The sequence below is a fragment of the Streptomyces sp. NPDC007205 genome (assembly GCF_040634095.1).
In the GTDB taxonomy this organism is placed as follows: Bacteria; Actinomycetota; Actinomycetes; order Streptomycetales; family Streptomycetaceae; genus Streptomyces.
Map to the genome: position 1 here is coordinate 1 of NZ_JBEYEW010000053.1, position 24269 is coordinate 24269.

Here is a 24269-nt window from a genome sequence, read left to right on the forward strand (position 1 = left end):
GAAAACACCACAGCCACAAGCTCATTGACATCTCGCACACCACACCAACGGCGCCCGTCACCCTTGGTTACCACCGATTACGGGCCAGAGCCAGGAATTGGCTGCGGCATCGATCCCTGCTTCCGACATGGTTCGAGTATGCCCCGCTGGCCGACAGTCACGGATAGGGGCCTGAGCTGCGAGAAGCGGCCGCAGCTTGGGCCCCTTTGTCAGCTCGGATACGGGGAGCTTATCGGCGAACCAAGCCGGAGCCTGGGGCCAGGCCGCAGGGGCCTGTGCGTTGACCTCATCACGCAGTGTCGGCAGAGGGCGGAGCGGGCTGCTGGTCCAGGGCCGTGTCCTCACGCTCCGACTGTGCCCAGTCCGGCAGTGTGAGTGTGATGGGGTCGCGGGGAGCCATGGCCCTTTGCCCCCGTACGACGACGGTGTCCCGGAAGACCGCCTCCAAGGTCGCGGCGGCCGCCGGCTGCACCGCGGCCTGCCCGGAGATCACACCGCGCAGGAACCAGCGGGGTCCGTCCACGCCGACGAAACGCACGACCTGGAACCCACCCGTGCCGTCCGGGAGCTGCACGAGTACCTGTGCCCGCAGCTCCATGCCGAGCCGGCCCTCGACCTCGTCGACGAGGCCGCCCTGGTCACGTATCCCGGTTGCGATCTCGGAACGCACTTCGTCCCAGATGCCTTCGGACTTCGGCGCCGCGAAGGCCTGCAGTTGGATCGCGCTCTCCCGGTGCACAACGGTCGCGGCGACGATGTCCTTGCCTGCCACTTCGACCCGCAACTCCATGCCCTCGACCCCTGGCACAAAGAGCCCGCCCAGGTCGATTCTGCCGCTGTCGGGATCCTTGACGTCGCTCACGTCCCACGGGCCGGCTGGTGCCGCCGCGCGCGGGATCCGCTCGGCCTCGTGCAAGGGCACCACCGGAGTTGAGGCAGGGGGCCCGCTGCGCTGGGCGGCGTACTGTTCCAACAGGGGACCGGGGTCGAGGCCGACCGCACGCGCGAGAACGCGGATGTGGGCGCGCACATAGACGTCACCGCCACAGGGGGTGAAGTCGTCCCGTTCGATCGCGTATACGAGGGGCACACGTACCCGGGTGGCGGCGCTGATCTCCTCGACGGTCAGTCCGGTCCTCATGCGCGCCTGAGCAAGGGCGCGGCCGATGGACTGTTCCTCACCAGAAGGCGACTCGGGCGGCGTCTCGACGATGACCCACCGCCGTCTGACGCGGACGCGCTTGAGGTACTCCGGCAAAACCGTCTTGGCATCGACGATCGCTTCCTGCAGGCGCACGGCTCTCAGACCGGGCACGCCGCCAAGATCCGCGCCGGAAAGACGAGTACCGCGCAGTTTTGCTCCACGAAGATCAGCGCCCCGCAGATCAGCCCCGGTCAGGTCGGCCTCGGACAGATCGACCCTGTTCAACACGGTGTTTCGGAGCGTTGCTCCAGCCAGTGGTGCCTCGGACAGGTCGGCGTAGGCCAGGTTGGCACCGGTCAGGTCGATCAGGGTCTGCCTGCGGTGAGGCCGCTCCCGGATCGCTCGGAGTGCGGCGTAAAAGGATTGATCAGGCACGCCACGCAGGTCCGCAGGCCGGGAGCGGCGTAGGTACGCACACAGCACGTTGATGATCTCCGGTGCCGTGTGCGGCAGTTCTCGCATCAGGGAAGCCAGGTTCATCACCGCTTCCAACCGCTCCCCGTCGACGTGGGCGCGTAGCCGACGGGCTTCGGCTGCCACCAGCAGCTCCGAGGGCTGCGGGATGGGTGTTGCGTCGTTGGCAACACCCTGGTCAGCACTGTTGGCGACAGGAACCTCCTCCACAAGGCCCTGTCCATCTAGGCCATAGAACGTCACAGTGCCGCTTGGTGCTGTCAGGTTTCTCAGCACTTCTTCAAGGGTCTGCTCCAGGGACTCACGCCGCTCCCGTTCGGCACGGAGCTGTCGTTCTTGATCGTCGATGAGCTGTTGCTGCTCGTCCTCGGCACGTATCTGCGCGGTGCGAAGCTGCTCATGGAGGTCTTCGCACCTTTGCCGGGTCTCATCACGGTCGCGTTCTGCCTGGCGCAGGTTGTCGATGAGTTCGGCAATCTGCTCGTTGAGCGTGGTCCGGGCCCTGTCATACGCGGCTTGTTCCTCTGTCAGACGTTGCTGCAGCAGGCCGCATTCCGCCACGTCGTGGCCAGCGGCCTCCTCCAACGCCTGGCGTTCCCGCTCGATCTGGTCGCGTTCGTTCCTGGTTTCACGCAGCTCCTGATTCAGGTGCTGGATGTGGCGCTCGGCCGCCTGGTGCTCCCAGTACGAAGCCTTGAGTTCCTCCCGCAGCTCAAAGACCTGGTACTCGTACGGCCGCGTGGTGCGGATGCATGCGAAGTACAGCCGCCGGGTGCTCGCCTGGGCTTCCTCGGTCACCGGGTTCCCCGTCCTGCCTTCCAGGGCGGCAAACACCTTGTCGAGGAAGTCTGCTTTTGGGCGTCGCTCGCCGGAGAGAAAGCGTGAGAGCGTGCCTCGGCTGTAGCCGACGGCATCGGCAAAGGACTGCAGCGACGTCCAGCCGCTGTGCTGGTACAACTCCCGCAGGCGCAGGACGAAGGACAGATCGGGCTCGGCCACGTCGTACTTTACCGGTCCCAACTCCGGCTGCACGTGCTCTCCGCCGTTCATGATGCCCCCTGTGGCGTTGCGCGAAGTGCAATGGTCCCACTGGACGTTGCCCCTAGTGGTGCGGCTTCCGGCAATGGGTCAGGCCATTCGAAGCTGAGGGTGTCGCCTCACCTGCTGCCCCGGTCGGTCCGGGCGGAAAGGATGCCCTCTACAATCATGTCCGCCTTTCTCACGGCCGCGGCCGCCCTATCCAGGGGACGCCAACGTCCTCTGGTGATCGCCTTGTGCCTTCTGCCCCTGCTGATGGTTACGGTGTGTTGCATCCCGGCTCTGATCGTCTTGCCGTTCTGGCCCACCGGGCATGCCCGTGCCACCGAGTTGCTCCAACAGCTCAAGGAGTGGTCCCTCCACCTGAGCGGGAACGACGGGCGGGAGGAGGCTCCCTCGCGGTCCTCGACCTCACACGCCTTTCGGCAGCGGATCCGTCCATAGCACCCGTCGGCGGCGTGGGCCGGGTGCAGCGGCGGTCCGTCGCGCTCGATGGCGCTGGCCAAATTGACAGGCACCGTGGCGAAGCCGAGCGCGATGTGGCCGTACCAGATGACTGAACCGGGCATGCTCTAGTCCTCCCCCTCATGACCAGCAATTTCACGCTAGATGCGCGGTGCACGAGCGTCCTCCTGGAGGCATGGGAGCCCCTCGACCACCGTGAGTGCCGGACTACTGTTCTGTTCTTTCTTCCCGGCTTCGGAGCGGTGCTCGTGTCGCAGCCGATACATGCGCTCACGGTGGCGCAGGTACTCCCGCAGCACGTCACGCCGGTGTTCGGACTCCTGCGGGAGGGCTGCAGAGCGGCCGTGGCCTGGGTCGCCCTGCGTCAGGCCGAGCGGGCCGACCTGCCCGCCGTCCTGCTGGGGCTGGCGCACCTCGTCTCCGCGCTGTGCGGGCTCCTACCTTGGGGACGCCCCGCGGCGCCGCCCGCTCTCCCCCGGCAGCAGGCCGGCGAGCCGGAGTCGGCCGCCCAGCCGACCGTGGTCCTGGCGCGCGCCGAACCGCCCGAGCCCCCCGCCGTACGGAGGGCGGGGCGGTGAGTCGGCGCATATCAGGCACGCAGCCCGAGCGCCGCCGCTGGCACTGACAACGCCCCTGACCAGCGGTTCTCGCGTGCGGATCCGGTCCCGCCGCATCCACCGACCGCCTGGGGCGGCGGGGGCTGGCCTTCCCGGATGCCGGTCGCCAGCGATCGTGAAGGGGGGCAGCGGCCGCGAGCCGCGCGTTATCCACCCTCGTCTCCACACCTCTGCCAGAGAGCCGGGCTCGCACCTGTGCGCCCGGTGGTGAGCGGTAGGAGGGCATCGGCGTGGGGGAGCATGTGCCAAGTTGTCGCTCGTACGTGAGGGGTTGTCATGGGTTCCATCCATCGTGCGGTGCCGTCGGTGCTGCTCTCCTGCCTGCTGCTGACGGGCTGTTCATCCGGTTCGCACTCCGGGTCGGACACCTCGGGGAAGGGCGGAGCGTCGACGACGGGGCCGTCGACAAGTGCTGCACCTGCAGGAGCGACGAAGATCCCGGTGGGGGCTGGGCCACAGACGACCTACACGGTGCAGCAGCAACCGCCCGCGGGCAGCTGTCACTATCGGTACGAGAAGGGCGAGCCGCTCGAAGATCCGGCGTGCACTCCAGGGGCGACCTCGCCAGCCGTGACACAGGGGAACCTGTCAACGACGATCTGCCGCAAGGGCGGCTACACCAAGAACATCCGCCCCCCGGAGGCGATCACCCGGAAGGAGAAGCAGGCGAACGCTGGCTCATACGGTTACAAGGGCAGCCTCGGGGACGCCGAGTATGACCACCTGCTTTCCCTGCAGCTCGGGGGTGACCCGAACGACGCCCGCAACTTGTGGGTGGAGCCGGCTGACCCGGGCCACAAGCCGGGCGGCGGGATCAACAACAAGAAGGACCCGGTGGAGACGAAGCTGCACACCGCCGTCTGCTCCGGCAAGGTCACTCTCCAGGCGGCGCAGCAGGCAATCGTCAACGACTGGACCACCGCGCTCAGCCGACTCGGTCTCAGCTGACGCGCCGATCGAAGTCTGCTGGCCTGGGTGGCCAGACCGACCGGACTCATCGCTGCGTCTGTGGGAGCAGTTCTCCGCACCCGATGAGTCGGTTGCGGAGATCGCCGCCTTCGTGAACCGGGTCGTCATCGAGATCGACGTGTTCAAGCGCCATGCGGACTTCATCGCCGACTTCATGAGGAACGGCAAGAAGCGAGACGCCCACGGCGGTACATGGGCTCCCAGGAGTTCATCGACTCCGTCTACGGCGGCGAGGGGGACGGCTTCCGCAAGCGTGACCGCTGGATGGTCATCCTCTTCCTCGGCGACCTCGAGCAACGGGCAGGCGGCACGGCCGTCTGCCTCGCAGTACGGCGCACCGCATCGTGCACAAGCAGGCGATGCCCCACGGGCTCGCGCAGTTCCACGCGTATCTGAGGGCCTGCGAAATACCGGAGGCGCAGTGGCCGGACTGGGAGGCGGCATGGACACGCGCGTGGCGACATGAGAAACAGGATGAGCCTGCTGCCCCAGACACCCGGCGGGGCTCGGCCACCGTTCGGGCCCTGGCAGCGCTGGAGGAAGCCGCAGACCCGACCGTGTACGTCCTCTACATGAGGATTTGAAGGCCTACCAAGAAACCTCGACCCGTCGCCGGCGGAGGCACGGGCCAGGGCCCCAACCCTCCGAGCAGACCGTCTATGGCCAGCTGCCCTTTGCCATCTCGGAACCGCAACCGGAGCCTGCTCCCGGAGCCCTCTTTTGATGGCGGGCGATTCCGCGATCCCCGGCGCACGCATCACCCTCACCGACGAGGAGACCGGCACCCCCTTGGCGACCTGGCCGACCGAGCCGTAGCCCCCCGTACGGCCACGGTCGGCGGTGGCAGACGTCGGAGACGGGCGCCTACGAGGGGCGACCCCCGCCTGCACACCGCGGTCGCAGCCCTCAGCACTGCCGGCGACGCCCCCCGCCACCACATCGCAGCATCCCTCGCCCAACAGCACGGCGGGTCAACACACACCTGGGAACGCCTCCTCACCCAAGCCAACCAGACCTCCCCACCCGACTGATCCGTACGGGGAAGAGGCGGCACACCACATGGTGCGCCGCCCCTCACCGTGCCGACGAGCCGGGCGCGGCGTACAGCTGCGCGAGGATCGTGATCGAGGTGCGGACCACCCACCGTGCACATCTGGAGCGCGAAGCCGAGCTGGTGGTGCTTCGTCCGCCGCAGGGCGATCAGGTCTCGGTCCACGTCGTCTAGGAAGAAGAACCGCTCCAGCTCGGGCCTCGTCGGCTCCTCGGCGAACGTCCCGTACGCCTCAGCTTGTTCATCGATCAGAAATTCCACCGGCACGAGCCGTACCGTAGCCAGCCCCGGAGCAGGCCCGAAGGCGTTTCACCGAAGCCCAGCGGCGAAGTGGATCACTGTGCTAGACGACCATGATCGTTCTCACCGATAACCGCTGTACCGATGTTCCCCGAGGCCGTGAAGGGCCACGACCAGATCGTCATCGCCAAGCAGGGCGGATGGGCCCCGCACTCCAAGGTGCTCGCCGGCTACCTCGAAGTCGTCGACCAGTGGGAGGACAACGCCCTGCTCGGCGTGCTGTAGGCGAGGGCATCCCCGGTGAGCACGCATCTATGGATGCGTAAAGGCGGGTGACTAGCCCTCTGACCTGCTGTTTCATGCCGGATCCGGCTTAAAGCTGGTAAAGTTATACGCGTTGGCAGGGGGTAACTCTGGCCAACGCAGAGAGACCCGACCCGGCGGCATCCGGGTCAGGCCCTCCACGCAGTTCACGAGCCCGGTCGAGCGTCATGCGGCCGGGCTCGCTGCATTCGCAGCGGGACCGTGAACCGATTTCGACCGGTCGTGAGGCGGACCCAGTGGCGTCACTGAGTGAACTGCACCGCCAGCGCGACGATTGCCACCAGCAGACTTGCCACCGCCAGGGAGACCTGCCACTTATCTGGCTCGGGCCACTTCTCCCTGTCGGGCTTGTCCCACGGCGCGCTCATCAGCACCACCTCACTTTCCCCTCCGGCCCGGCACCACGCTGTACTGGTCCCGGAGGTCTGTGAACTTGGCGCCGAGGCAACCCAGTTCGGGAGGATCCGTGAGGCGGGATCAGGATACCTTGCTTTCGAAGGGTAGGGGCGACCTAAGCCACGCAAATTTTGATGTCGAGCCGGTCACAACCGCAGAATCGAAGGCTTCGGTCTCGGTTGTGCTCTAACAATCTTAGGCAGGGCACTGCGTCCACCTGCGAACGTGTGGGGGTAGGGAAGCCTTTTTTAGCGAAGACGCCAAAACCGTCTCCCTGGAGGGGACTTGTCCCTTCTTGAGCCCACCAAGTTGGCACCTCACACCTGACCCGCATCGGCATCCGCGCCGGACTCGGCATCCGGCCCAGCGGGCACAGTCCCCACCGCGGACTGGTCACCGCGTCCTCCCGCGCCGGCAACCCCGACGCCGTGGCGGATAAGCAGAGCGGATGGGTCCCCGGCTCCAAGGTCATGCGCCGCTACCGCGAGGCCGACGACGGGTTCAAGGAGAACGCCCTGCACGGGGTGCTGGAGTCGCGTACCGGCCAGCGGGCTCCGGACGAACGGCAAAAAAAATCTACGGGGGCGTTCAACCTCAAGCCCGCGGGAGGAGCTGTGCGAGTGCCCCGGTGACCGCGGCGGCGAAGGTGGTGGCGGCGCGCATGAGGGCAGCGGGGTACGTGGCGCCGTCGAGGCGGGCGAGCGTGCCCGCGGCTGCGGCGGCCAAGAGTGCGAGCACGACGACCAGCGCGGCGGCGAGCAGGACGACGGCAATGTGGTTCACGGCGATCTCCCCGTAGCGGTTGAGAGGTTGACGTGACCGAAGGTCCTGGAAGCGGTGTTCGCCGTGGTCCGGCCGGACGATGATGAACATCGTTGAACACAACGACGCTGGGGGGTGCACGTGGTCGGGGGACCGGATGAGCCTGAGGCTGCGCTCACTGAGCTGCGCCAGCTGCTTGAGGACGCTCTGGCCCGCGAAGGGCTGACCAAGATCCAGCTCGCTGCCCGGACGGGACTGGCACGCACGACCATCCAGACGGCTTTCCAGCCCGGTGGGCCCGTACCGTCTGCCGCGACGGTCGCGGCGCTGGCCGGCAAACTGGGCCTACCGGACGAGCAGATGCTGGAGCTGCGACGGACCGCGGCAGGTGAGGTCGGTCCTGTTCGTGTGCGGGATGAGGGGCTCGGCAAGCCAATCGGGCAGTGGGATCCTCACGACCTGGAAGTCCATCCAGCCGGAACCGCCACTGCTGCGGCTCACTCCGGCGCCCGGGCCCAGCGGGCACTTCCCGGCTATGTGCGCCGCGCCCATGACCAGATCCTGGCCGAGGCGGTGGGTGAGGCGTCGGCGGGCCGCAGCCGGATGCTGGTCCTGGTCGGATCGTCATCGACCGGCAAGACACGGGCGTGCTGGGAGGCCGTCCAACCACTCACGGCCGAAGGGTGGCGACTGTGGCACCCGCACGATCCCACCCGGGCCGAGGCCGCGCTCGCCGACCTCGACCGCGTGGCGCCCCGCACAGTGGTCTGGCTCAACGAAGCCCAGCACTACCTCGGCCACCCCCACGTCGGCGAGCGCATCGCGGCTGCACTGCACACTCTGCTCACCCACGTGGCCCGTGGGCCGGTCCTCGTCCTGGGCACGCTGTGGCCCGAGTACGCCAATTCGTACACGGCCCTGCCCAACCCCGGGCAGGCTGACCCCCATAGTCGCGTCCGCGAACTCCTGACCGGACGCACCCTCACGGTCCCCGACGCTTTCGACGAGAAAGCGATCCATGCCGCCTCCATCCTTGCCCGCGGCGGCGACCGGTTCATGGAGGACGCCCTCACCCGCGCGCACGCCCACGGACGGGTCACCCAAGACCTCGCCGGCGCACCCGAACTCATGCGCCGCTACGAACACGGCACCCCGCCCGTCAGAGCTCTGCTTCAGGCCGCGATGGACGCCCGACGCCTCGGTGTCGGACTCCACCTCCCGCAGGCGTTTCTCATCGTTGCCGCCACCGACTACCTCACCGACGACGACTACGACCAGCTCACCGAAGACTGGGCCGAAAGAGCCTTCGCAGATCTCGCCCGCCCCGTCCACGGCAAACAAGTCCCCCTGCGCCGCACCGCTACCCGCCCCCCGCGCGTTCCTGCACCAACCGTGACGCCCGTCCCAGCGTCAGGACCCGTCTTCCGCCTCGCGGACTACCTCGAACAGCACGGTCGCACCACGCGCCGAAGGCTCTGCCCGCCCGCCTCTTTCTGGCACGCCGCCCACACCCATCTCACCGACCCCGATGACCTGCACACTCTGGCGACCGCCGCCGACCATCGACAGCGCCTGCAGTGGGCCCACCACCTCTGGCGCAAGGTCGCCAACGCCGGCCACCCGGGTGCCCTGCTCAACCTGGCCCAGATGCGGGCGCTGGCCGGGGACTCTGAGAGCGTAGAAACCCTTTACCGGCAGGCCGCCGACGCCGACCACCCGGACGCCCTGCTCAGACTGGCGTGGTGGCGGGAGCGGGCCGGGGATTTGGAGAGCGCCGAAGCCCTCTACCGTCGGGCCGCCGACGTCGGCGGCCCGACGGGCCTGACCAGCCTGGCCCAGATGCGGGCGTTGGCCGGGGATCTGGAGAGCGCCGAAACCCTCTACCGTCAGGCCGCCGACGATGGCGAGCCCTTTGCCCTGTTCAAAATAGCCGAGATGTCGGAGCGGGCTGGGAATCTGGAGAGCGCCGAAGCCCTCTACCGTCAGGCCGCCGACGCCGGCTACTTCGGTGCCCTACTCAGCCTGGCACGGATGCGGGAGCGGGCCGGGGATCTGGAGAGCGCCGAAACCCTCTACGACCAGGCCGCTGGCGGGCCCCGTGCTCTGACCTACATGGCGTGGAAGCGGCAGCAGTCGGGAAGATCGGAGAGTGTCGAAACCTATTTCCTGCAGGCCGCCGACGCCGGCAACACCGCTGCCATGATCGCCCTGGCACGGATGCGAGAGCATGTCGGAGACCGGCAGGGTGCCGAAACCCTCTACTGGCAGGCCGCCGAGGCCGGCGACGGGAACGCTCCGCCCAATTTGGTGCGGTTGCGGGAGCAGGCTGAGGACCCGGGGGGTGCCGAAGCCTTGGCCCGGCAGGCCGCCGACGCCGGCTGGCCCTACGCCCTGTACAGCCTGGCGCGCATGCGAGAGCAGGCCGGGGACCAGGAGAGCGCCGACGCCTTGGCCCGGCAAGCCGCCGACGCCGGCGAAACTGTCCTCAGTTTCCAGAGGTGGTGGCCGTACGGGCTAGACCCGGACGGTTCGCCCACTCCACCCTGGCCGGCGGACTCTAGCCCGTGACCATCGGCGACATCACCCGGATCGGCGCCCGCGCCGGGCTCGACATCCGGCCGGGCGGAGACGCTCCGGAGGGAATGGCGACCCACCGAGGTGGTCTGGAGAGCGCCTTCCGCGCGTGCACCGGCCTGGCTGGGTCCAGCGCAGCAACCTGCGCGCACCGGGACCGGCGCCCCCGCGCCCGACCCATCCGGCGGCAGTCAGTAGCGCTGATACCGGTACAAAGCCACCTTCGGCCAGGCTTCCTGGCACCAGACGCCGAGGTTTGGCGCAACCTTTCGAAAGTAGCTACCGATGTGCAACAGGGAGACCCAGCGCGAGCAGATCCGCCAGGACGGGGAGGTGCTGCGGGACGTGATCGCGTCGGAGGCACCGCTGGTGGCGAGTCCGCCGGAGGCGTAGCAGCAGTGACGTGCCGGATGATCGGTCGTTGATCCGGCGAAGCCCCCGCGGCTCCAGGCGCTCTGGTTGCCGCCGCCGGGACTTCCGGACCGTACAAGACCGATCCGGCCCCCCGACCGCCGGTCGTGCATGGCCCGCGATGCACCGAGACCCGCGCCTCTCCCCGGTGGTGCGGGTCTCGGTGCATGTCCGGCCGCTCCTACACCATGGTTCCCCGATAGGCTCCCCAGCTCTCATCGCCAGCGGCCGTATCAGGAACCAGCGGGGTACCACGCGGGCGCCAGCTGCAGCCCGTGTGAGAGAGGCGTTCCGGCCGACGGGATCAGCCCAGTTGGCTCACCGCCAGCAAGGGCGAAGTTCACCGTGGCGCCGGAGAGCACCGCGCCGTCGAAGCTGACTGGGCCGGCGGAGAACACCGCGCCGGTGAAGTCGACCCTGCTGCCGGAGAACACCGCGTGGGCGAAGTAGACGGCGCCGCTTGGTGGTCAGGTCGCGTCGAACCGTTCGCCATGTAGGACTGCGCCGCACGCGGTCCCGAAAGCACGCACGGAGGCGCGCGCATCGTGGACGGTCTCCCGCGCGAACTCCCACGGATCGGTGTGCTTCCACCGGAAGAGGGCCCAGTAGACGTGCCGCGCCTCGCGGTCGTAGTCGAGGTGGAAGCCCCGTGCGGCTTCTCTCAGGCGTTCGTATAGGTCGCGCCCTTTGGCGAACAGGTGATCGACAGTCCAGTTGCTGGGCGCATCCGCGTCGTTGCCCCCGATGTTCTGGAGTTGTGCGTCGCGTTCCGGGAACGACGCCAGGTACAGGAGGTTGTCGGTGAACCAGACGTCGGGCATCTGCCGCACGAGGGCGCCCAAAAGATCGCATGCCGTAGATATGGAGAAGCCGAGAGATGCCGTCTCCGGTGTACTTCGAAGTGCGGTGATCTTCTTCAGGACCAGAACCGTTGTGCCGTTGTTGGTTCCCGCCCTTCGTGCCGCGATGGCTGCGTCGACGCAGGCCGCGCCGAGGGAGACGATGTGCGGCGGCCCCTCCATGGGGAGATCTGCATATGCGGCCTGCGCTGCTCGCAGGGTGTCGTCATACGCCTGCCGCCGCTGTCAGGGTTGATCACCTCATCGAAGACAGCATCTACGAGACGCTCTGCTGCGCGCGCGAATGCCGAGTAGACCGGCCTGCGGGCAGCGTTGGTCTCTTGCAAGGCGCTGGCGAAGATCTGCGCGTGTGCGGAATCGAGGGCGGAACGGTAGGCGGCGTCTGCCTGTGCGCGGGCGGCTTCCGCGGCCTGCTGTGCGGGGCGTGCCTGGGTGCGAGCGGCAAGGGTTGCGCCGGCGAAACCAAGGAGGCCGCTTCCAAGACCCGTGACGGCGTTGACGATCAGGTCTGTATTCACAACTGCTGATCATGCCGGGTAGCACTCACCCGAAGTCGAGCCCTTTGTACGAAGGCGTTCGTATGTCATGCCGGGCGCCTGGGCGCCGGTGCTGCTGCTGATACTTCGGCTTCCGCGGCAAGGCTGGGGGCCGGAGAAGATACGCGCGAAAGGGGCCACTTGGGCACGCTGTGTAATGACTGACTGCGGAGCGTGCTCGCTTCGGGATGACGATCCGTGATGATCGTAGGCGTGGTGGTGGGGGTAGTGTGCTGCCGATCATGTGATTGGCGGTGTGGTTGTGGCGTCGGTGGAGCGGACGGCGTATCCGCGTTTCAAGCGGGTCATGTCCGAACGCGAGTTGGCGCAGTTCTTCACCCCGGACGAGGCTGAGACCGGGTGGGCGGTGAAGCGGACCCATGGCCGTCCGGAGTCGCTCCTGGCGCTCCTGGTGTTGCTGAAATCCTGTGCCAGGCTGGGCTATTTCCCGGGTCTGGACGAGGTTCCGGCGCTGGTCGTCGCTCGTGTGCGGGCCGCGGTCGGTCTGCCGGAGGGTGTCATGCCGCTGGCGGAGGAGCGGACGGTGAAGCGCTACCGTTCCTGGATCCGGGAGTATCTGGGCCTGACGTATGACCCGGCCCGGGCCCGTGAGGTCGCCGCTGCTGCGATGGAAGAAGCGGCGCCGGTCCGTGCTTCCGTGGTGGACCTGGTGAACGTCGCGCTGGAGGAGATCGTCCGCACGGGCCTGGAACTGCCCGGGTATTCCACGCTGGACCGGATGGCGGCCTCCATCAAAACGCGGGTGGAGGGCGAGATCTGCGCCCGGATCGCCGAGCGGGTGGGATCGGCTCGGCCGCGTCTGGCGGGGCTGTTGGTGGTGCCGGAGGGTGAGCGGCGCAGTCCGTTCGATGTGGTCAAGGAGCCGGGGCGGCGGGCGACGTGGTCGAAGTATCGGCAGCACGGCGAGCGTGTCGACCTCGTCGACGGTTTCGGGGACGCGGCGCGTTGGGTCGAGGGCGTGGCCGCGGCCAAGGTGAGCGCGTTCGCGGACCAGGCGAGAGTGCTGTCGGTGGGGGAGATGCTGGATATCTCCGAGCCGCGGCGGACCGCGCTGCTTGCGTGCACGGTGGCCAAGGCCAGGGCGCGGGTGCGTGATGAGTTCGTGGTGATGCTGTCCAAGCGGATGGCCCGGCATGCCAGGCGGGCCCAGGAGGAGCTGGCGGATCTGGAGCAGCGTCACAAGGCGTCCACCGAGCAGCTTCTGGTCGCCTACAAGGACGTCCTGACCGTGCTGAAGGAGCACAGTCTCGGCGAGCACACTGGTCAGACCGGGCAGGCGAGCCTGGACGAGGTGTTGGCGGTGAAGCGTGTCCGCGAGGTGGTGGAGGCGGGCGGCGGTTTCGATGCCCAGCTCGCGGAGATCGAGGCGTTGGCGGCGTATCGGGGCGGGAACTGGACGCCGCTGGTGGAACGCTTCTTCCGCCCCGACCGGCCGACGATGTTCAAACTCGCCCGGACCCTCACTTTCGTGCCCACTTCCCAGGACCGCAGTGTGCTGGACGCCCTGGAACATGCCGTTACGCACCGGCATCTGACCCGTGAGCTGATCCCTGACACGGCCGTGGCGCCTGCGACACCGACCGCCGACGGGCAGGAGGGCTCGGGGCCGCGGGTGCTGGATCTGTCGTTCGCCTCGCAGCAGTGGCGGACGACGGTGTATGCGAAGGACCGGCCGGGGATGCTGGTGCGCCGGCACTTCGAGGCCATGGTCTTCACCTACCTGGTCGAAGAGCTGCGCTGCGGGGACATCGCGGTGGCCGGTGCCGAGGACTTCGGCGACTGGACGACCATGCTCCTGCCCTGGGCCCAAGTGGAGCCGCAGATACCGAAGTTCTGCGAGCAGGCCGGCATCCCCGACTCGGCCGACGGCTTCGTGGAGAACCTGGAGCAGCAGCTCACGCGAATCGCGGACAAGGTGGACGCGGGGTACCCGGACAACGCCGACCTGACGATCGACCCGGTGACCGGGGTGCCCTCGCTCAAGCAGCGTGTAGGCCGTGAGCGCACCGCCTCCGCCGAGGCGCTGGAGGCCGAGATGGACCAGCGTCTGCCGGCCCGCGGCATCCTGGAACACCTCGCCCGGGCGGCACACTGGACCGGTTGGTGGCACCGGTTCGGCCCCTTGTCCGGGTCGGATCCGAAGCTGAAGGACCCGCTGGCCCGGTACGTGGTCACCGCGTTCACCTACGGCTCCGGACTCGGGGCCACGCAGGCGGCCCGGCACATCCGCACGGTGGCGGCGCACGAGCTGGCCGCGATCGCCAAACGCCACTGCACGCCGAAGAACCTGGCCCGGGCCGGCGCCGATGTCGTCGACGCCCACCTTGACCTGGATCTGGTGCGGGCGTGGGGGGATGGGTCTGTGGCGGCGGTGGACGGTACGATGATGGACGCGGCTGTCGACAATCTCCTGGCCGAGACCTCGATCCGGTACGGCGGCTACGGCGGCATCGCCCACCATCTGGTCGCCGACGCCTACGTCGCGCTCTTCTCAAGATTCGTTCCCTGCGGAGTGTGGGAAGCCGTCTACCTGACCTTCCCCTCGTAGCGTGGAGGTGTGACTGAAGGGGAAGTTGAGGGTCATGGGTGGGAAGCGACGGTCGTACGACGCGCCGTTCCGTGAGGGTGCGGTACGCATCGTGTTGGAGACTGGGAAGTCCGCGGCGGAGGTCGCCCGGGACCTGGGGGTGCATGAGGGCACACTGCAGACCTGGGTCCACCGGGCCAAGGTCCGCGCGGACGCGGAGGCCGCGGGCGGACTGAACGAGTCCGAACGCGAGGAACTGCGCCGGCTGCGCGAGGAGAACAAGCAACTGCGCAAGGAGAACACCGAGATCGGGATGGAGCGCGATGTCCTCAAGCGTTCCGTGGTCCTCTGGGTGAAGGAGGCGACGAAGTGACGGTTGCGGGCTTCATCGCCGGCCAGCGGACCGAGCACCATGTCCCGCACACGGTTGCCTGCCGGGCGCTCGAGGTGTCCGAGTCCTGGTTCTACAAATGGCGCCGCCGGTCCGAGCAGCCGACGAAACGCGAGGTCAGACGGGCTGCTCTGGCTGAGCGGATCACCCATTTCTTTCGCCTCTCGGGCAGCACGTACGGCTCGCCGCGGATCACGCTGGACCTGTGGGCCGAGGGCTGGCAGGTCTCGCGGAACACCGTCGCCCAGATCATGGCCGAACTCGGGCTCCAGGGCCGCAAGCCCCCGCGCCGGCGCAAGAACCTCACCCGGCAGGGCAAGCGGAAAGCCGCCCGTGACCTGGTGCTTCGCCGCTACGACGCCATCGCACCGGACGTTTTGTGGTGGGGCGATATGACCGAGATCGAAACCGGGGAGGGCAAGCTCTACCTCGCGTGTGTCCACGACGCGTTCTCACGCCGGGTCCTCGGCTACGCGATGGGCCCTCGGCACGATGCGTTGCTGGTCAGCGCGTCACTGCAGATGGCCGCCGCGACACGCGGCGGCGCCGTGGACGGCGTGATCTTTCATTCGGACCGCGGGTCGGAATATACGAGTGAGGCGTACCACAGCCTCTGCGCCCAGCTGGGCGTGGTCCAGTCCATGGGGCGTGTGGGATCGGCTCTGGACAACGCGGCCGCGGAATCGTTCCACTCGTCGCTCAAGGCCGAGTACATCCACCGGCATCGCTTCGCCACCCGCGCCGAGGCCCGGCTGAAGATCGCCACATGGATCACGGACTTCTTCAACACGCGCCGCAGGCACAGCGCCGCCAGCGGACTGGCGCCAGTGGACTTCGAGCGAACCGTCACCGAGGCCAGGACGCAGGCCCATCAGGAGGACCGAGCAGCATAGGGAAGTCCTCCACGCTTTCTGGGGATTGACAATAGGCCTCTCCCCGCCGGAGATGTTGTCACCATGAGAGTGCCCCCCACTCGCGAGAGCCACCGACGTCTCAAAATCACCGATCGGCAGGTGATCGCCGCCTTCACCGAAGATCGTGTCGGTGCCGAGGGCAACCTCTGACTGCGGCCATGGAAAGAGGCCGTTGACAAACTCACCTGTTGTTTGGAACTCGCCGTAGACGGTGTCGCTGCCGTCCCCCGGCGCAGATGACGTCGTCGCCGTTTCGACGCCCAACCGAGGACGAACCCTAGGCAAAGAGGGCGGAGTAATCTTCGCGAAACGGCACGTTACGCCCACCTATCTAGTCACGATCTGATTACGGCCTCACCCACGATTGAGATGTGGGTGTGCTGGGCTGGCGGTTCGGCTGGTGGATGATCAGCGGGTGACGTCGCGGGCGAGCATCAATTCGGTGCTGTGCCCGGGGCGGGTGGGGCGTCTTGCGGTCCGGTCGGAGATCAGGCCGGCGATTGCTCGCTGGGTCTGCGGGTAGGTCTCGCGGCGTCCGGTGAAGCGGCGCATCGGTGCCCACTGCCGTAGCTCGGCGTTGGTGTGTTCGACGCAGATCCGGGCCGAGGACTGTCGGCGTCTGGCCTCGCGCCAGGCCCGCTTGTCGCCGTCGCAGGCTTCGTCCTTGGGCTTCTTCGGCGGAGCCGTGACCTGGCCGGGAAACTCGTTGGCCAGACCCTGGTAGCCGGAGTCGACCTTGGCCTTGACCGTGGGACGCCGTCGGAACTGTTCGGCGATGCCCTCGGTACGCACGCAGGTCTGGTCGTGCATCCGTCCGGGCCGCTCGATGCCGGAGAACAGCATCCGGCCTTGGTGGTCGCTGAACGTGGTGGTCTTGATGGTGTTCTGCTTGCGCTTGCCCGAGACGAACGCCCGGCGTCCCGGCCTGCCCGCCTTCGGGCGGCGGACCTGGGTCTCGGCCCCGTCCAGCCGCAGCTCGATGCCCTCGGCCTCGGCGTAGGCGAACACGTCCTCCAGCGTCCGCAGCCGCACACCGGGACGGCCGGGCATGGCGAAGCCCCGCTCCGCGAGCACGGGGCGGACCTCCCCGATCGCCCGGCCGATGGTCGATGAGCCGACACCGTAGGCCACCGCGAGCGCCTCCTGGGTGAGGCCGGTACGCAGGTGGACGAGCGTGACGACCAGCCGGTCCTGGAAGGCGAGTTCGTACTTCGGCCCGGCACCGGCCTGTCTGCGGCGGGCACCCCCGCGCCGGTTATGGCGGCTGCCCTCACAGCGCGCCTGCCACTGGGGTTCGAGTTCATCGAGCAACTCGCCGAGGTGTTGGCGGCTCACTCCGCAGAAGGCAGGATGAGACAGAGCCGCGCGGGCCCAGGATCGCTTCACACCCTTTCCCAACCCGCGCGGCTTTCGTCATGTCACGGCCCCATCCCGATCAATCGCGGGTGAGGTCGTTACTCATCCGGCGGGCCTACGGCTTCCGCAGCGTCGAAGCCCTCCGAGCCATGATCCTGCTCCCTGCCTCGTCGGCTACACCCGCCCTCCTCGGATGCATCTGGCCAAGCCACCCAGACCCACAGAAACGAGCGAAGAGCCAATTTATCGATGGCCCCGCCGCACCCGGGTTCACAAAGGCACAAAGTCGCATGGAGTGCACGGTCTGAGCGGCTTCAGACCCCTGGGCAGAGTGACTATCAGGCTGTGTACTGGCTGCACCCGGCGGTCACCCGCCTCCAACTACGGGCATGGTGTGCTGGCTTCATCTCGGCCGCGCCCGCCCAGGATTCCGGCGGAGGAAGAGCTCGATGACAGGCCAAGCACCCAGTAGGCCCCGGCTGGCTGACCTGATCGGCTCGGCCGCGGGCCGTACCGGCCGGAGCTCTCCCCGGTCTGGCCGCGCAGATCAGGGAGTTCCTGGCCTGGCGCCCGGAGCCGTGGAACTGCCTCTCCTGTGTACCTCGAAGACCGTCCCGGCGGTGGGCCGTGCCTGCGTTCCGACGAAAATGAGTGAGAGAAGTCCTGGCTGTTGCTCGATGCCCATACCTCCTGGCGCGTCGGCATGATGCCTGCCGCGATGCATGCGGTGTGCCGTACGCCAAGCGCACCACATACATATGACCGATGAGCGCGAACATGTCGAATGTCTGGTTGTCCATCAGCAAGTGAGCCGCGTGGTCGAGACATCGTCCCGTTTCGGCAGCGCTGACGGGGAGAGGACGGATGCGATGCCCACGGAATCGAAGCGTGCACGCATCAAGCCGCTGAGGGAGCGCGGTCTGATGCGTTACGACCAGGACACTATCTACCGGATCGTCGATGAGGCGTTGGTCTGCCATACCGGGTATCAGGTCGACGGCGAAGCGCGGGTCGTCCCGTTGATGCATGTCCGGATCGGTGACCAGTTATTCCTGCACGGGTCGACCGGAAGCCGTCTGATGCTCGCTGCCAGCGGTGTGGGGACCCAGGTATGTGTATCAGTGACGCTGCTCGACGCACTGGTCTTCGCTCGGGCGCAGTTCATGCACACGCTGAACTACCGGTCGGTGACAGTGCACGGGCAGGCGTGTCCGGTCACGGAGGAGGGGGAGAAGCGGGCGGTGATGGCCGCATTGTTGGACAAGCTGGCCCGGGGGCGGTCGGCGGATACCCGCCCTCCGTCGTCGCGGGAGCTGGCCCAGACTGCGGTGCTCACGATTCCACTGGTGGAGGTGTCGGCGCGTATCCAGACCGGCGGGGTGGCCGATGAGCCGGAGGACATGGCTCTGGCGCACTGGGCCGGAGTGATTCCGCTGCGGATGACCGCAGGGCCGGCACGCGAGGACCATAGTGCCGTTGCGGTCCCGCTGCCGGACTACATGGCTCGCTATCAGCTGGGTGAGAGCGAATGAAGCAGGATGTCACTGGGCCGGCGGACGGCCGCGCGATCACCTCTGACGAGGGGTTACGCGCACGATTGCTAGGGCGGCAGGCAGAGCGCGAATCGTCGGCGCGCACCTATGCGCGACATCTGCCGGTCGTTCCGGTTCATGCACAGGGAGCACTGGTCACCGGCATGGACGGGCGGACGTACATTGACTGCCTGTCCGGCGCCGGAACCTTGGCCCTGGGGCACAACTACCCCGCGGTAGTTGACGTGTTGAGGGCGACTCTGGAACGGAGAGCGCCGCTGCATGTCCTGGATATGATCACGCCGGAGAAGGACGCGTTCACCAGCGAACTCCTCGGCGTGTTGCCGGGCGACCTTGGCGGCTCGGCGCGGGTGCACTTCTGTGGTCCGACCGGAGCCGATGCGGTGGAGGCGGCTCTGAAACTGGCCCGGTTGGCCACCGGCAGGCAAGGCGTGGTGGCCTTCTCCGGCGCTTATCACGGTATGACCATGGGGGCGTCCGCGGTCAGCGGGGGCGACAGGATGCGGATGCTGGCGGGGGCGGGCAGCGCTGAGGTCTCCCGGCTTCCCTTCCCGTACGACTATCGCTGCCCCTTCGGAGTGGGAGGCGGCGAGACGGCGCGCTTGTCCGTACAGCTCTTGGAGAACCTGCTGGACGACCCGGCCAGCGGGCTCGCTCTTCCGGCCGCGGTGATCGTGGAAGTCGTTCAGGGGGAGGGCGGGGTGATCCCGGCCTCCGACAACTGGCTGCGCGAGGTACGGAGGATCACCGAGGAGCGCGGCATCGTGCTGATCCTCGACGAAGTCCAGACCGGCGTCGGCCGCACCGGAACCTTCTGGGCCTGCCAACGAGCCGACGTGGTGCCGGACATCCTGGTGATGTCCAAGGCCGTCGGGGGCGGACTGCCGCTGGCGCTGATTGCCTACCGGCCGGAACTGGACGTATGGCTGCCGGGTGACCACACGGGAACGTTCCGCGGCAACACGCTGGCGATGGTTGCAGGCGAAGTGACCTTGCGCACGGTACGCGAGGAACGCCTCGACCAGCGCGCAGTCACGGTCGGAGCGCGGCTGGCCGAGGGCCTGGAACAGCTGGTCGCCGCGCACGGCTTCCTCGGGCAGGCCCGCGGGCGGGGGCTGATGCTCGGGGTGGAGGTCGTTGACCCCCACGGCTCACCGGATCGGCTGGGAGTACTGCCGCCTGCACCCGCCCGTGCGCAGGCACTGCGTTCCGCATGCGTGGACACCGGATTGCTGTTGGAACTGGGGGGCCGGCACGACACGGTGCTGCGGCTCCTGCCCCCGCTCATCCTCAGCGATGCACAGGCCGACCAGATCCTGGAGCGGCTCTCCGTGGCGTTCACACGGTGCGCTTCCTGGAACGGGCACGAGGAACGGTGACGCGCCATGGACAAATGTGATGCGGCAGCATTGGCCGGTGGCCCGCGGGGAGTTGTGGCCGTGCTGGATCTGCTGCGGCCCGCCCTGATGGCGGTCAAAGCCGGGACCGAGGCCCGCTCAGGGCCTTGCCCGTCCGTTGATGCCGCTGACCTGGCCAAGAAGGTGACCGCGGCCTGCGGGCCCATCCTGCCAGAGACGGGCAGTGGCCTGGAGGCACTGCCACGCATGGCGCAGATGCTGGCCGAGGGCGCGGCCGACCCCGCCATGCCCTGGTGCGCAGGACATCTGCACACGCCGCCTCTGGCGGTGGCGGTGGCAGCCGATACCGTCAGCGCGCTCCTCAACGCCTCCCTGGACTCCTGGGATCAGGCCCCGTGCGCAAGTGTGATCGAGGAGCAGCTCACCGATGCCCTCGCTCGCATGGTCTTCCCACGCACATCCGCCCCCAGTGCAGTCATGACCACCGGCGGCACCGACTCCACCCTGACCGGGCTGCTCCTGGCCCGGGAACACGCACAGACCCGCGGAGAAGGACCGCTCCAGGTGATATGCGGATCAAACGCCCACCACAGTGTGGCCCGCGCCGCATGGATGCTCGGACTCCGCCCGCCCGCCGTGGTGCGATGTCCGCAGGGGCGTCTGGACATCTCGCATCTAGCCGAAACCCTGAGCTCCCTGGAATCGGCCGTAGTGGTCGCCACCGCGGGTACCACCGATGCCGGAATAGTGGACCCGTTGAGGGACGTCGCCGAGCTGACGCGGTCTCATCGGGCATGGCTGCACGTGGATGCCGCCTACGGCGGGCCCACCCTGTTCAGCGACGCGCTCAGGCACCGACTGCACGGCGTCGAACAGGCCGACACGGTCTCTGTGGACCTGCACAAGTTCGGCTGGCAGCCGCTGTCCGCGGGGATGCTGGCTGCCCGTGAAGCCACCCTGTTCGCCCCGCTCGCCACACGGGCCGACTATCTCAACGCCGACGACGACACTGAAGCTGGCCTGCCTGATCTGCTGGGACGCTCCTGGCGCACCTCACGCCCGGCCGACGCGTTCAAGATCGCGGTCACCTTGCAGGCCATCGGCCGAAGGGGGATGGCCGCTCTGGTGGAACAGTGCTGCCGTACGGCCACCGACGTCGCCGGCTACATCGAGCGTCATCCGGGGCTGCGGCTGTGGGCGCAGCCGGAGCTGAGCACCGTGCTGTTCCGCCCCCTCGCCTGCGATCGCCTCGGGGATGAGGGCGATCGGACGCTTGCTGCGCTGCGTCGGCACCTGCTCGCCGGCACGGCGGTCCTGGGGCGGGCCCGGATGCCCGACCAGGATGACCGGGAGCGGATGTGGCTCAAGCTCACCATCCTGCACCCGCACACAACCCTCACCGACTACGAAAGGTTGCTCGACCTGGTGGCGACTTCCGCGGCCGAACACGGCGCGCGACGGCCGCACCTGCCACTCACAGGGAGAGGACAATGACGACTAACCAGGGCAGGTCGCCGACCGCCCCCCTGGACCTGCTGGGCATCGGCGTGGGCCCGTTCAATCTGGCCCTGGCGGCCCTGTCGGAACCGGTTACGGATCTGGACACCGCCTTCTTCGAACAGCAGGCGGAGTTCCGGTGGCACCCCGGGATGATGATCGAGGGCGCCACCGTCCAAGTACCTTTCCTCGCCGATCTGGTGACCCTCGCCGACCCGGCCAGCCGCTGGTCTTACCTGTCCTATCTCAAAGCCCATGGCAGGCTGTACCCGTTCTACTTCGCCGAACGGTTCCATATTCCGCGCATCGAGTACGAGGACTACTGCCGCTGGGTCAGCCGGTCCCTGACCAGCTGCCATTTCGGCCAGCGCGTCCGCACCGTGCACTGGGACCCCGACGAAAAGCTCTTCCAGGTCGAGACGGCCGACACCGGCCCAGACAACTCGACCACCCGCGAAGCTGCCCGCAACATCGTGCTCGGCGTCGGGACCGAACCCGCCGTCCCCGCCTGCCTGCGCTCCCTCACCGACGATCCGCACACCCTCGTACTCCATGCCGCCGACTACCTCACCCACCGGCGGGAACTGGTGGCCGCTGGCGATGTGACTGTCGTGGGCTCGGGCCAGTCCGGGGCGGAGATCGTACTGGACCTGCTGCGCCGCAGGCCCCAGGCCGACCGTCTGCGCTGGCTGGCGCGTACCCCCGCCTTCGCCCCCATGGAGTACTCAAGGCTAGGCCTGGAGCATTTCACCCCAGACTACATCCGCTACTTCCATTCCCTGGCCCCCGACGTCCGGGCGTCTTTGGTGCCACAGCAATGGCAGCTGTACAAGGGCATCAGCGAGCGCACCCTCGCTGATCTGCACAATGAACTCTACGAACGCAGCATCGGCGGCTCCTGGCCCGACGTCACACTGACCCCCGGGGTGACGGTCACGGCGGCCCGCCGCATCGGAACCCGCATCGAACTCGACGCCGAAGCCCGCCAACAGGGCCGGCACATCACCTTCCGCACCGACGCCGTCGTTCTGGCCACCGGCTACACCGAGCGCCCCATCGAAACCACCTTGGCCCCCCTAGCCACTCACCTGCTGCGCGACAGCACGGGACGCTTGGACATCGGCCTGGACTATCGGATCCGCACCGACGACACCATCACCGGCTCGGTCTTCGTACAGAACGCCGAACGCCACACCCACGGCGTAGGGGCTCCTGACCTCGGCCTCGCCGCCTGGCGCGCAGCCGTAATCGTCAACGAGACCTGCGAACGCGACGTCTACGCACTGCCCGACCGGACCGCCTTCACCCGGTTCGGACTCCCCAATCCTCCCTCCCCACATCAGGCCTAGGGGACAGAGTCATGGCCGTGATCGTCCACAAGTACGGTGGCACCTCGCTCGCGGACGTACAGCGCATGAGGCACGCTGCCCGGCGCATACTGGACGCAAGGCGAGAAGGCTATGACGTCGCTGTGACCGTCTCCGCGATGGCCGGCACCACGGACGCGTTACTCGCCCTGGCCCACCAGGCGGCCCCCGCCCCTTTGGCCCGCGAACTCGACGCACTGCTGTCGACCGGCGAAATCGCCTCCGCCGCCCTGCTGGCCAGCATCCTCAACCACCTTGGACACCCCGCCCAGTCCCTCACCGGCTGGCAGGCCGGCCTGATCACGGACACCTCCCACGGCGAAGCACGCCTCATCGAAGTGAACGTCTCGCGCGTACGACAGTGCCTCACGGAAGGAATGATTCCCGTGGTCGCCGGCTTCCAGGGCATCGCCGACACCACCGATGACATCACCACCCTGGGCAGGGGCGGCTCGGACACCACCGCTGTCGCACTCGCCGCTGCTCTCGGCGCCGCCCACTGCGAGATCTACACAGACGTCGACGGCGTTTTCACCGCCGATCCCCGGATCGTGGCCACAGCCCGCCGCATCCCGCACCTCGCCTACCCGCAGATGCTGCATGCCGCCGCAAACGGCGCCAAGGTCCTGCACTCCCGCTGCGTGGAACACGCCCAGCGGACCCGGACTCCCGTGCTCGTCCGATCCTCATACAGTGACAGTCCCGGAACCTGGGTCACCGCCGCTGACGCCTCAACACAAGCACAAGTCCATACAATCACTCACAGCCGAGGACAGACCAGAATCACCGTCCGCACCGAAACGGGCCTCGCGGATGGAACGGCTCAGGTCGCTCAAATACTCTCGGATGTCACCATCACCGCTCTGGTGCGAACCCCTTCCACCGATGCGGGACACCACACCATTCACATCATGCTGCCGAGCGGCGAGGAGAACAGAGCAATGACGGCGTTGACCGCCGCCCAGAGCGACATCGGCATCGCCCACATCGAACACACCGAACCGACAGGCACAGTGAGCATCATCGGTACCGCGCTGCGCCCCAACGGTGCCATCTGTGCACTGTTCATCTCAGCGCTCCACAAGGCCGGGGCAAAGATCGACCTGCTCACCACCACGGATACCAGCATCTCGGCGGTCTGTGCCGACAGCGACCTCCCCGCCGCCGTGGCATCGGTACACTCCGCGTTCGGCCTCGGGTCTGTGTAGCGAACGGATCTGGCCCTCTCAGCCATTAGTCGGGTGGCCCGAGGGGATCTCACCTTTGGGCCACCCGACTGGCAAGGGAAGCATCCTCTTCTCGTACATCACTCTGCGTATTCACTAGCCAAGGGATGTGCCCCAACCACAGGCTCCCCCGGTCTTTGGAGGAGATACGCCCGAAGACACCCTCGCGGCCACGGTCCGCTCCCGGCTGGGCCTGCC

Annotated in this window: 19 protein-coding genes and 3 pseudogenes; 15 read left to right on the forward strand and 7 right to left on the reverse strand. The window is 67.7% G+C overall.

From position 1 onward, the window contains the following. Positions 1 to 289: 289 nt before the first annotated feature. Both ABZ624_RS38535 and ABZ624_RS38540 read right to left on the reverse strand, forming a co-directional pair. Positions 290 to 880 (reverse strand): annotated as a pseudogene (locus ABZ624_RS38535) (DUF3710 domain-containing protein); the annotation flags it as partial. Between the two features lie 108 nt (positions 881 to 988). Beyond that, a pseudogene (locus tag ABZ624_RS38540) lies at positions 989 to 2668 on the reverse strand (pentapeptide repeat-containing protein); the annotation flags it as partial. Between the two features lie 701 nt (positions 2669 to 3369). On the opposite strand from ABZ624_RS38540, the gene ABZ624_RS38545 reads away from it, so the two are divergent. From ABZ624_RS38545 to ABZ624_RS38555, 3 genes are all read left to right on the forward strand, one after another. Continuing rightward, complete coding sequence (locus ABZ624_RS38545; RefSeq protein WP_360099534.1) at positions 3370 to 3699, forward strand: hypothetical protein; 330 nt, start codon at positions 3370 to 3372, stop codon at positions 3697 to 3699. Positions 3700 to 4035: 336 nt separating this feature from the next. Next, complete coding sequence (locus tag ABZ624_RS38550; protein ID WP_360099536.1) at positions 4036 to 4686, forward strand: hypothetical protein; 651 nt, start codon at positions 4036 to 4038, stop codon at positions 4684 to 4686. A gap of 213 nt (positions 4687 to 4899) precedes the next feature. Continuing rightward, positions 4900 to 5103: a hypothetical protein gene (locus tag ABZ624_RS38555; protein WP_360099538.1), complete on the forward strand. Its 204-nt coding sequence runs from the start codon at positions 4900 to 4902 to the stop codon at positions 5101 to 5103. Between the two features lie 745 nt (positions 5104 to 5848). Here ABZ624_RS38555 and ABZ624_RS38560 read toward each other — a convergent pair. Beyond that, positions 5849 to 6025: pseudogene (locus ABZ624_RS38560) on the reverse strand (DUF4158 domain-containing protein); the annotation flags it as partial. 117 nt (positions 6026 to 6142) lie between these two features. On the opposite strand from ABZ624_RS38560, the gene ABZ624_RS38565 reads away from it, so the two are divergent. Beyond that, complete coding sequence (locus ABZ624_RS38565) at positions 6143 to 6283, forward strand: hypothetical protein (protein WP_360099540.1); 141 nt, start codon at positions 6143 to 6145, stop codon at positions 6281 to 6283. A 281-nt stretch (positions 6284 to 6564) separates the two neighbouring features. On the opposite strand, the gene ABZ624_RS38570 is transcribed toward ABZ624_RS38565, so the two are convergent. Beyond that, positions 6565 to 6699, reverse strand: a complete 135-nt coding sequence (locus ABZ624_RS38570; protein WP_360099542.1) for a hypothetical protein — start codon at positions 6697 to 6699, stop codon at positions 6565 to 6567. 447 nt (positions 6700 to 7146) lie between these two features. On the opposite strand from ABZ624_RS38570, the gene ABZ624_RS38575 reads away from it, so the two are divergent. Continuing rightward, a complete protein-coding gene (locus ABZ624_RS38575; RefSeq protein WP_360099544.1) occupies positions 7147 to 7350 on the forward strand; it encodes a hypothetical protein in 204 nt (67 codons plus the stop codon). On the opposite strand, the gene ABZ624_RS38580 is transcribed toward ABZ624_RS38575, so the two are convergent. Next, positions 7313 to 7591 (reverse strand): hypothetical protein, encoded by a 279-nt coding sequence (locus ABZ624_RS38580; protein ID WP_360099546.1) that lies wholly within the window; start codon positions 7589 to 7591, stop codon positions 7313 to 7315. The two genes, ABZ624_RS38575 and ABZ624_RS38580, sit on opposite strands and share 38 nt — an antisense overlap. 30 nt (positions 7592 to 7621) lie before the next feature. On the opposite strand from ABZ624_RS38580, the gene ABZ624_RS38585 reads away from it, so the two are divergent. Further along, positions 7622 to 10048, forward strand: coding sequence for a tetratricopeptide repeat protein (locus ABZ624_RS38585; protein WP_360099548.1), 2427 nt, complete (start codon positions 7622 to 7624; stop codon positions 10046 to 10048). Positions 10049 to 10932: 884 nt separating this feature from the next. On the opposite strand, the gene ABZ624_RS38590 is transcribed toward ABZ624_RS38585, so the two are convergent. After that, positions 10933 to 11487 (reverse strand): hypothetical protein, encoded by a 555-nt coding sequence (locus ABZ624_RS38590; RefSeq protein ID WP_360099550.1) that lies wholly within the window; start codon positions 11485 to 11487, stop codon positions 10933 to 10935. Between the two features lie 14 nt (positions 11488 to 11501). On the opposite strand from ABZ624_RS38590, the gene ABZ624_RS38595 reads away from it, so the two are divergent. From ABZ624_RS38595 to ABZ624_RS38610, 4 genes are all read left to right on the forward strand, one after another. Then, positions 11502 to 11852, forward strand: coding sequence for a hypothetical protein (locus tag ABZ624_RS38595; protein WP_360099552.1), 351 nt, complete (start codon positions 11502 to 11504; stop codon positions 11850 to 11852). A gap of 265 nt (positions 11853 to 12117) precedes the next feature. Beyond that, complete coding sequence (locus tag ABZ624_RS38600; protein ID WP_360099554.1) at positions 12118 to 14430, forward strand: Tn3 family transposase; 2313 nt, start codon at positions 12118 to 12120, stop codon at positions 14428 to 14430. 34 nt (positions 14431 to 14464) lie between these two features. Beyond that, positions 14465 to 14782, forward strand: coding sequence for a transposase (locus ABZ624_RS38605; RefSeq protein WP_360099556.1), 318 nt, complete (start codon positions 14465 to 14467; stop codon positions 14780 to 14782). Further along, positions 14779 to 15693, forward strand: coding sequence for an IS3 family transposase (locus ABZ624_RS38610; RefSeq protein ID WP_360099558.1), 915 nt, complete (start codon positions 14779 to 14781; stop codon positions 15691 to 15693). Before ABZ624_RS38605 ends, ABZ624_RS38610 begins: the two co-directional genes overlap by 4 nt. A 429-nt stretch (positions 15694 to 16122) precedes the next feature. Here the strand turns inward: ABZ624_RS38610 and ABZ624_RS38615 are convergent, their stop codons facing one another. After that, the gene (locus ABZ624_RS38615) at positions 16123 to 17049 is read right to left on the reverse strand and encodes a transposase family protein (protein WP_360099560.1); all 927 of its coding nucleotides are present in this window, start codon (positions 17047 to 17049) and stop codon (positions 16123 to 16125) included. 779 nt (positions 17050 to 17828) lie between these two features. Between ABZ624_RS38615 and ABZ624_RS38620 the strand changes: the two genes are divergently transcribed. Genes ABZ624_RS38620 through ABZ624_RS38640 form a run of 5 tightly spaced genes read left to right on the forward strand, consistent with a single transcriptional unit; the run spans position 17829 to position 24053 of the window. Then, a complete protein-coding gene (locus ABZ624_RS38620) occupies positions 17829 to 18602 on the forward strand; it encodes a pyridoxamine 5'-phosphate oxidase family protein (protein WP_360099562.1) in 774 nt (257 codons plus the stop codon). After that, on the forward strand, positions 18599 to 20002 hold the full coding sequence (locus ABZ624_RS38625; protein ID WP_360099564.1) for a diaminobutyrate--2-oxoglutarate transaminase family protein: 1404 nt from the start codon (positions 18599 to 18601) through the stop codon (positions 20000 to 20002). Before ABZ624_RS38620 ends, ABZ624_RS38625 begins: the two co-directional genes overlap by 4 nt. A 60-nt stretch (positions 20003 to 20062) precedes the next feature. Further along, the gene (locus tag ABZ624_RS38630) at positions 20063 to 21475 is read left to right on the forward strand and encodes an aminotransferase class V-fold PLP-dependent enzyme (RefSeq protein WP_360099566.1); all 1413 of its coding nucleotides are present in this window, start codon (positions 20063 to 20065) and stop codon (positions 21473 to 21475) included. Further along, the gene (locus tag ABZ624_RS38635) at positions 21472 to 22827 is read left to right on the forward strand and encodes a SidA/IucD/PvdA family monooxygenase (RefSeq protein WP_360099568.1); all 1356 of its coding nucleotides are present in this window, start codon (positions 21472 to 21474) and stop codon (positions 22825 to 22827) included. Before ABZ624_RS38630 ends, ABZ624_RS38635 begins: the two co-directional genes overlap by 4 nt. An 11-nt stretch (positions 22828 to 22838) precedes the next feature. Then, the gene (locus tag ABZ624_RS38640) at positions 22839 to 24053 is read left to right on the forward strand and encodes an aspartate kinase (RefSeq protein WP_360099570.1); all 1215 of its coding nucleotides are present in this window, start codon (positions 22839 to 22841) and stop codon (positions 24051 to 24053) included. Positions 24054 to 24269: the final 216 nt, after the last annotated feature.

What these genes read in the sequence shown, in the direction of transcription:
- ABZ624_RS38635 (WP_360099568.1), top strand. Translation starts at nt 21,472, where the DNA reads ATGACGACTAACCAGGGCAGGTCGCCGACCGCCCCCCTGGACCTGCTG.
- ABZ624_RS38620 (WP_360099562.1), top strand. Translation starts at nt 17,829, where the DNA reads ATGACCGATGAGCGCGAACATGTCGAATGTCTGGTTGTCCATCAGCAA.
- ABZ624_RS38605 (WP_360099556.1), top strand. Translation starts at nt 14,465, where the DNA reads ATGGGTGGGAAGCGACGGTCGTACGACGCGCCGTTCCGTGAGGGTGCG.
- ABZ624_RS38595 (WP_360099552.1), top strand. Translation starts at nt 11,502, where the DNA reads ATGCGGCCTGCGCTGCTCGCAGGGTGTCGTCATACGCCTGCCGCCGCT.
- ABZ624_RS38590 (WP_360099550.1), bottom strand. Translation starts at nt 11,487, where the DNA reads ATGGAGGGGCCGCCGCACATCGTCTCCCTCGGCGCGGCCTGCGTCGAC.
- ABZ624_RS38580 (WP_360099546.1), bottom strand. Translation starts at nt 7,591, where the DNA reads ATGTTCATCATCGTCCGGCCGGACCACGGCGAACACCGCTTCCAGGAC.
- ABZ624_RS38640 (WP_360099570.1), top strand. Translation starts at nt 22,839, where the DNA reads ATGGCCGTGATCGTCCACAAGTACGGTGGCACCTCGCTCGCGGACGTA.
- ABZ624_RS38565 (WP_360099540.1), top strand. Translation starts at nt 6,143, where the DNA reads ATGTTCCCCGAGGCCGTGAAGGGCCACGACCAGATCGTCATCGCCAAG.
- ABZ624_RS38555 (WP_360099538.1), top strand. Translation starts at nt 4,900, where the DNA reads ATGGGCTCCCAGGAGTTCATCGACTCCGTCTACGGCGGCGAGGGGGAC.
- ABZ624_RS38625 (WP_360099564.1), top strand. Translation starts at nt 18,599, where the DNA reads ATGAAGCAGGATGTCACTGGGCCGGCGGACGGCCGCGCGATCACCTCT.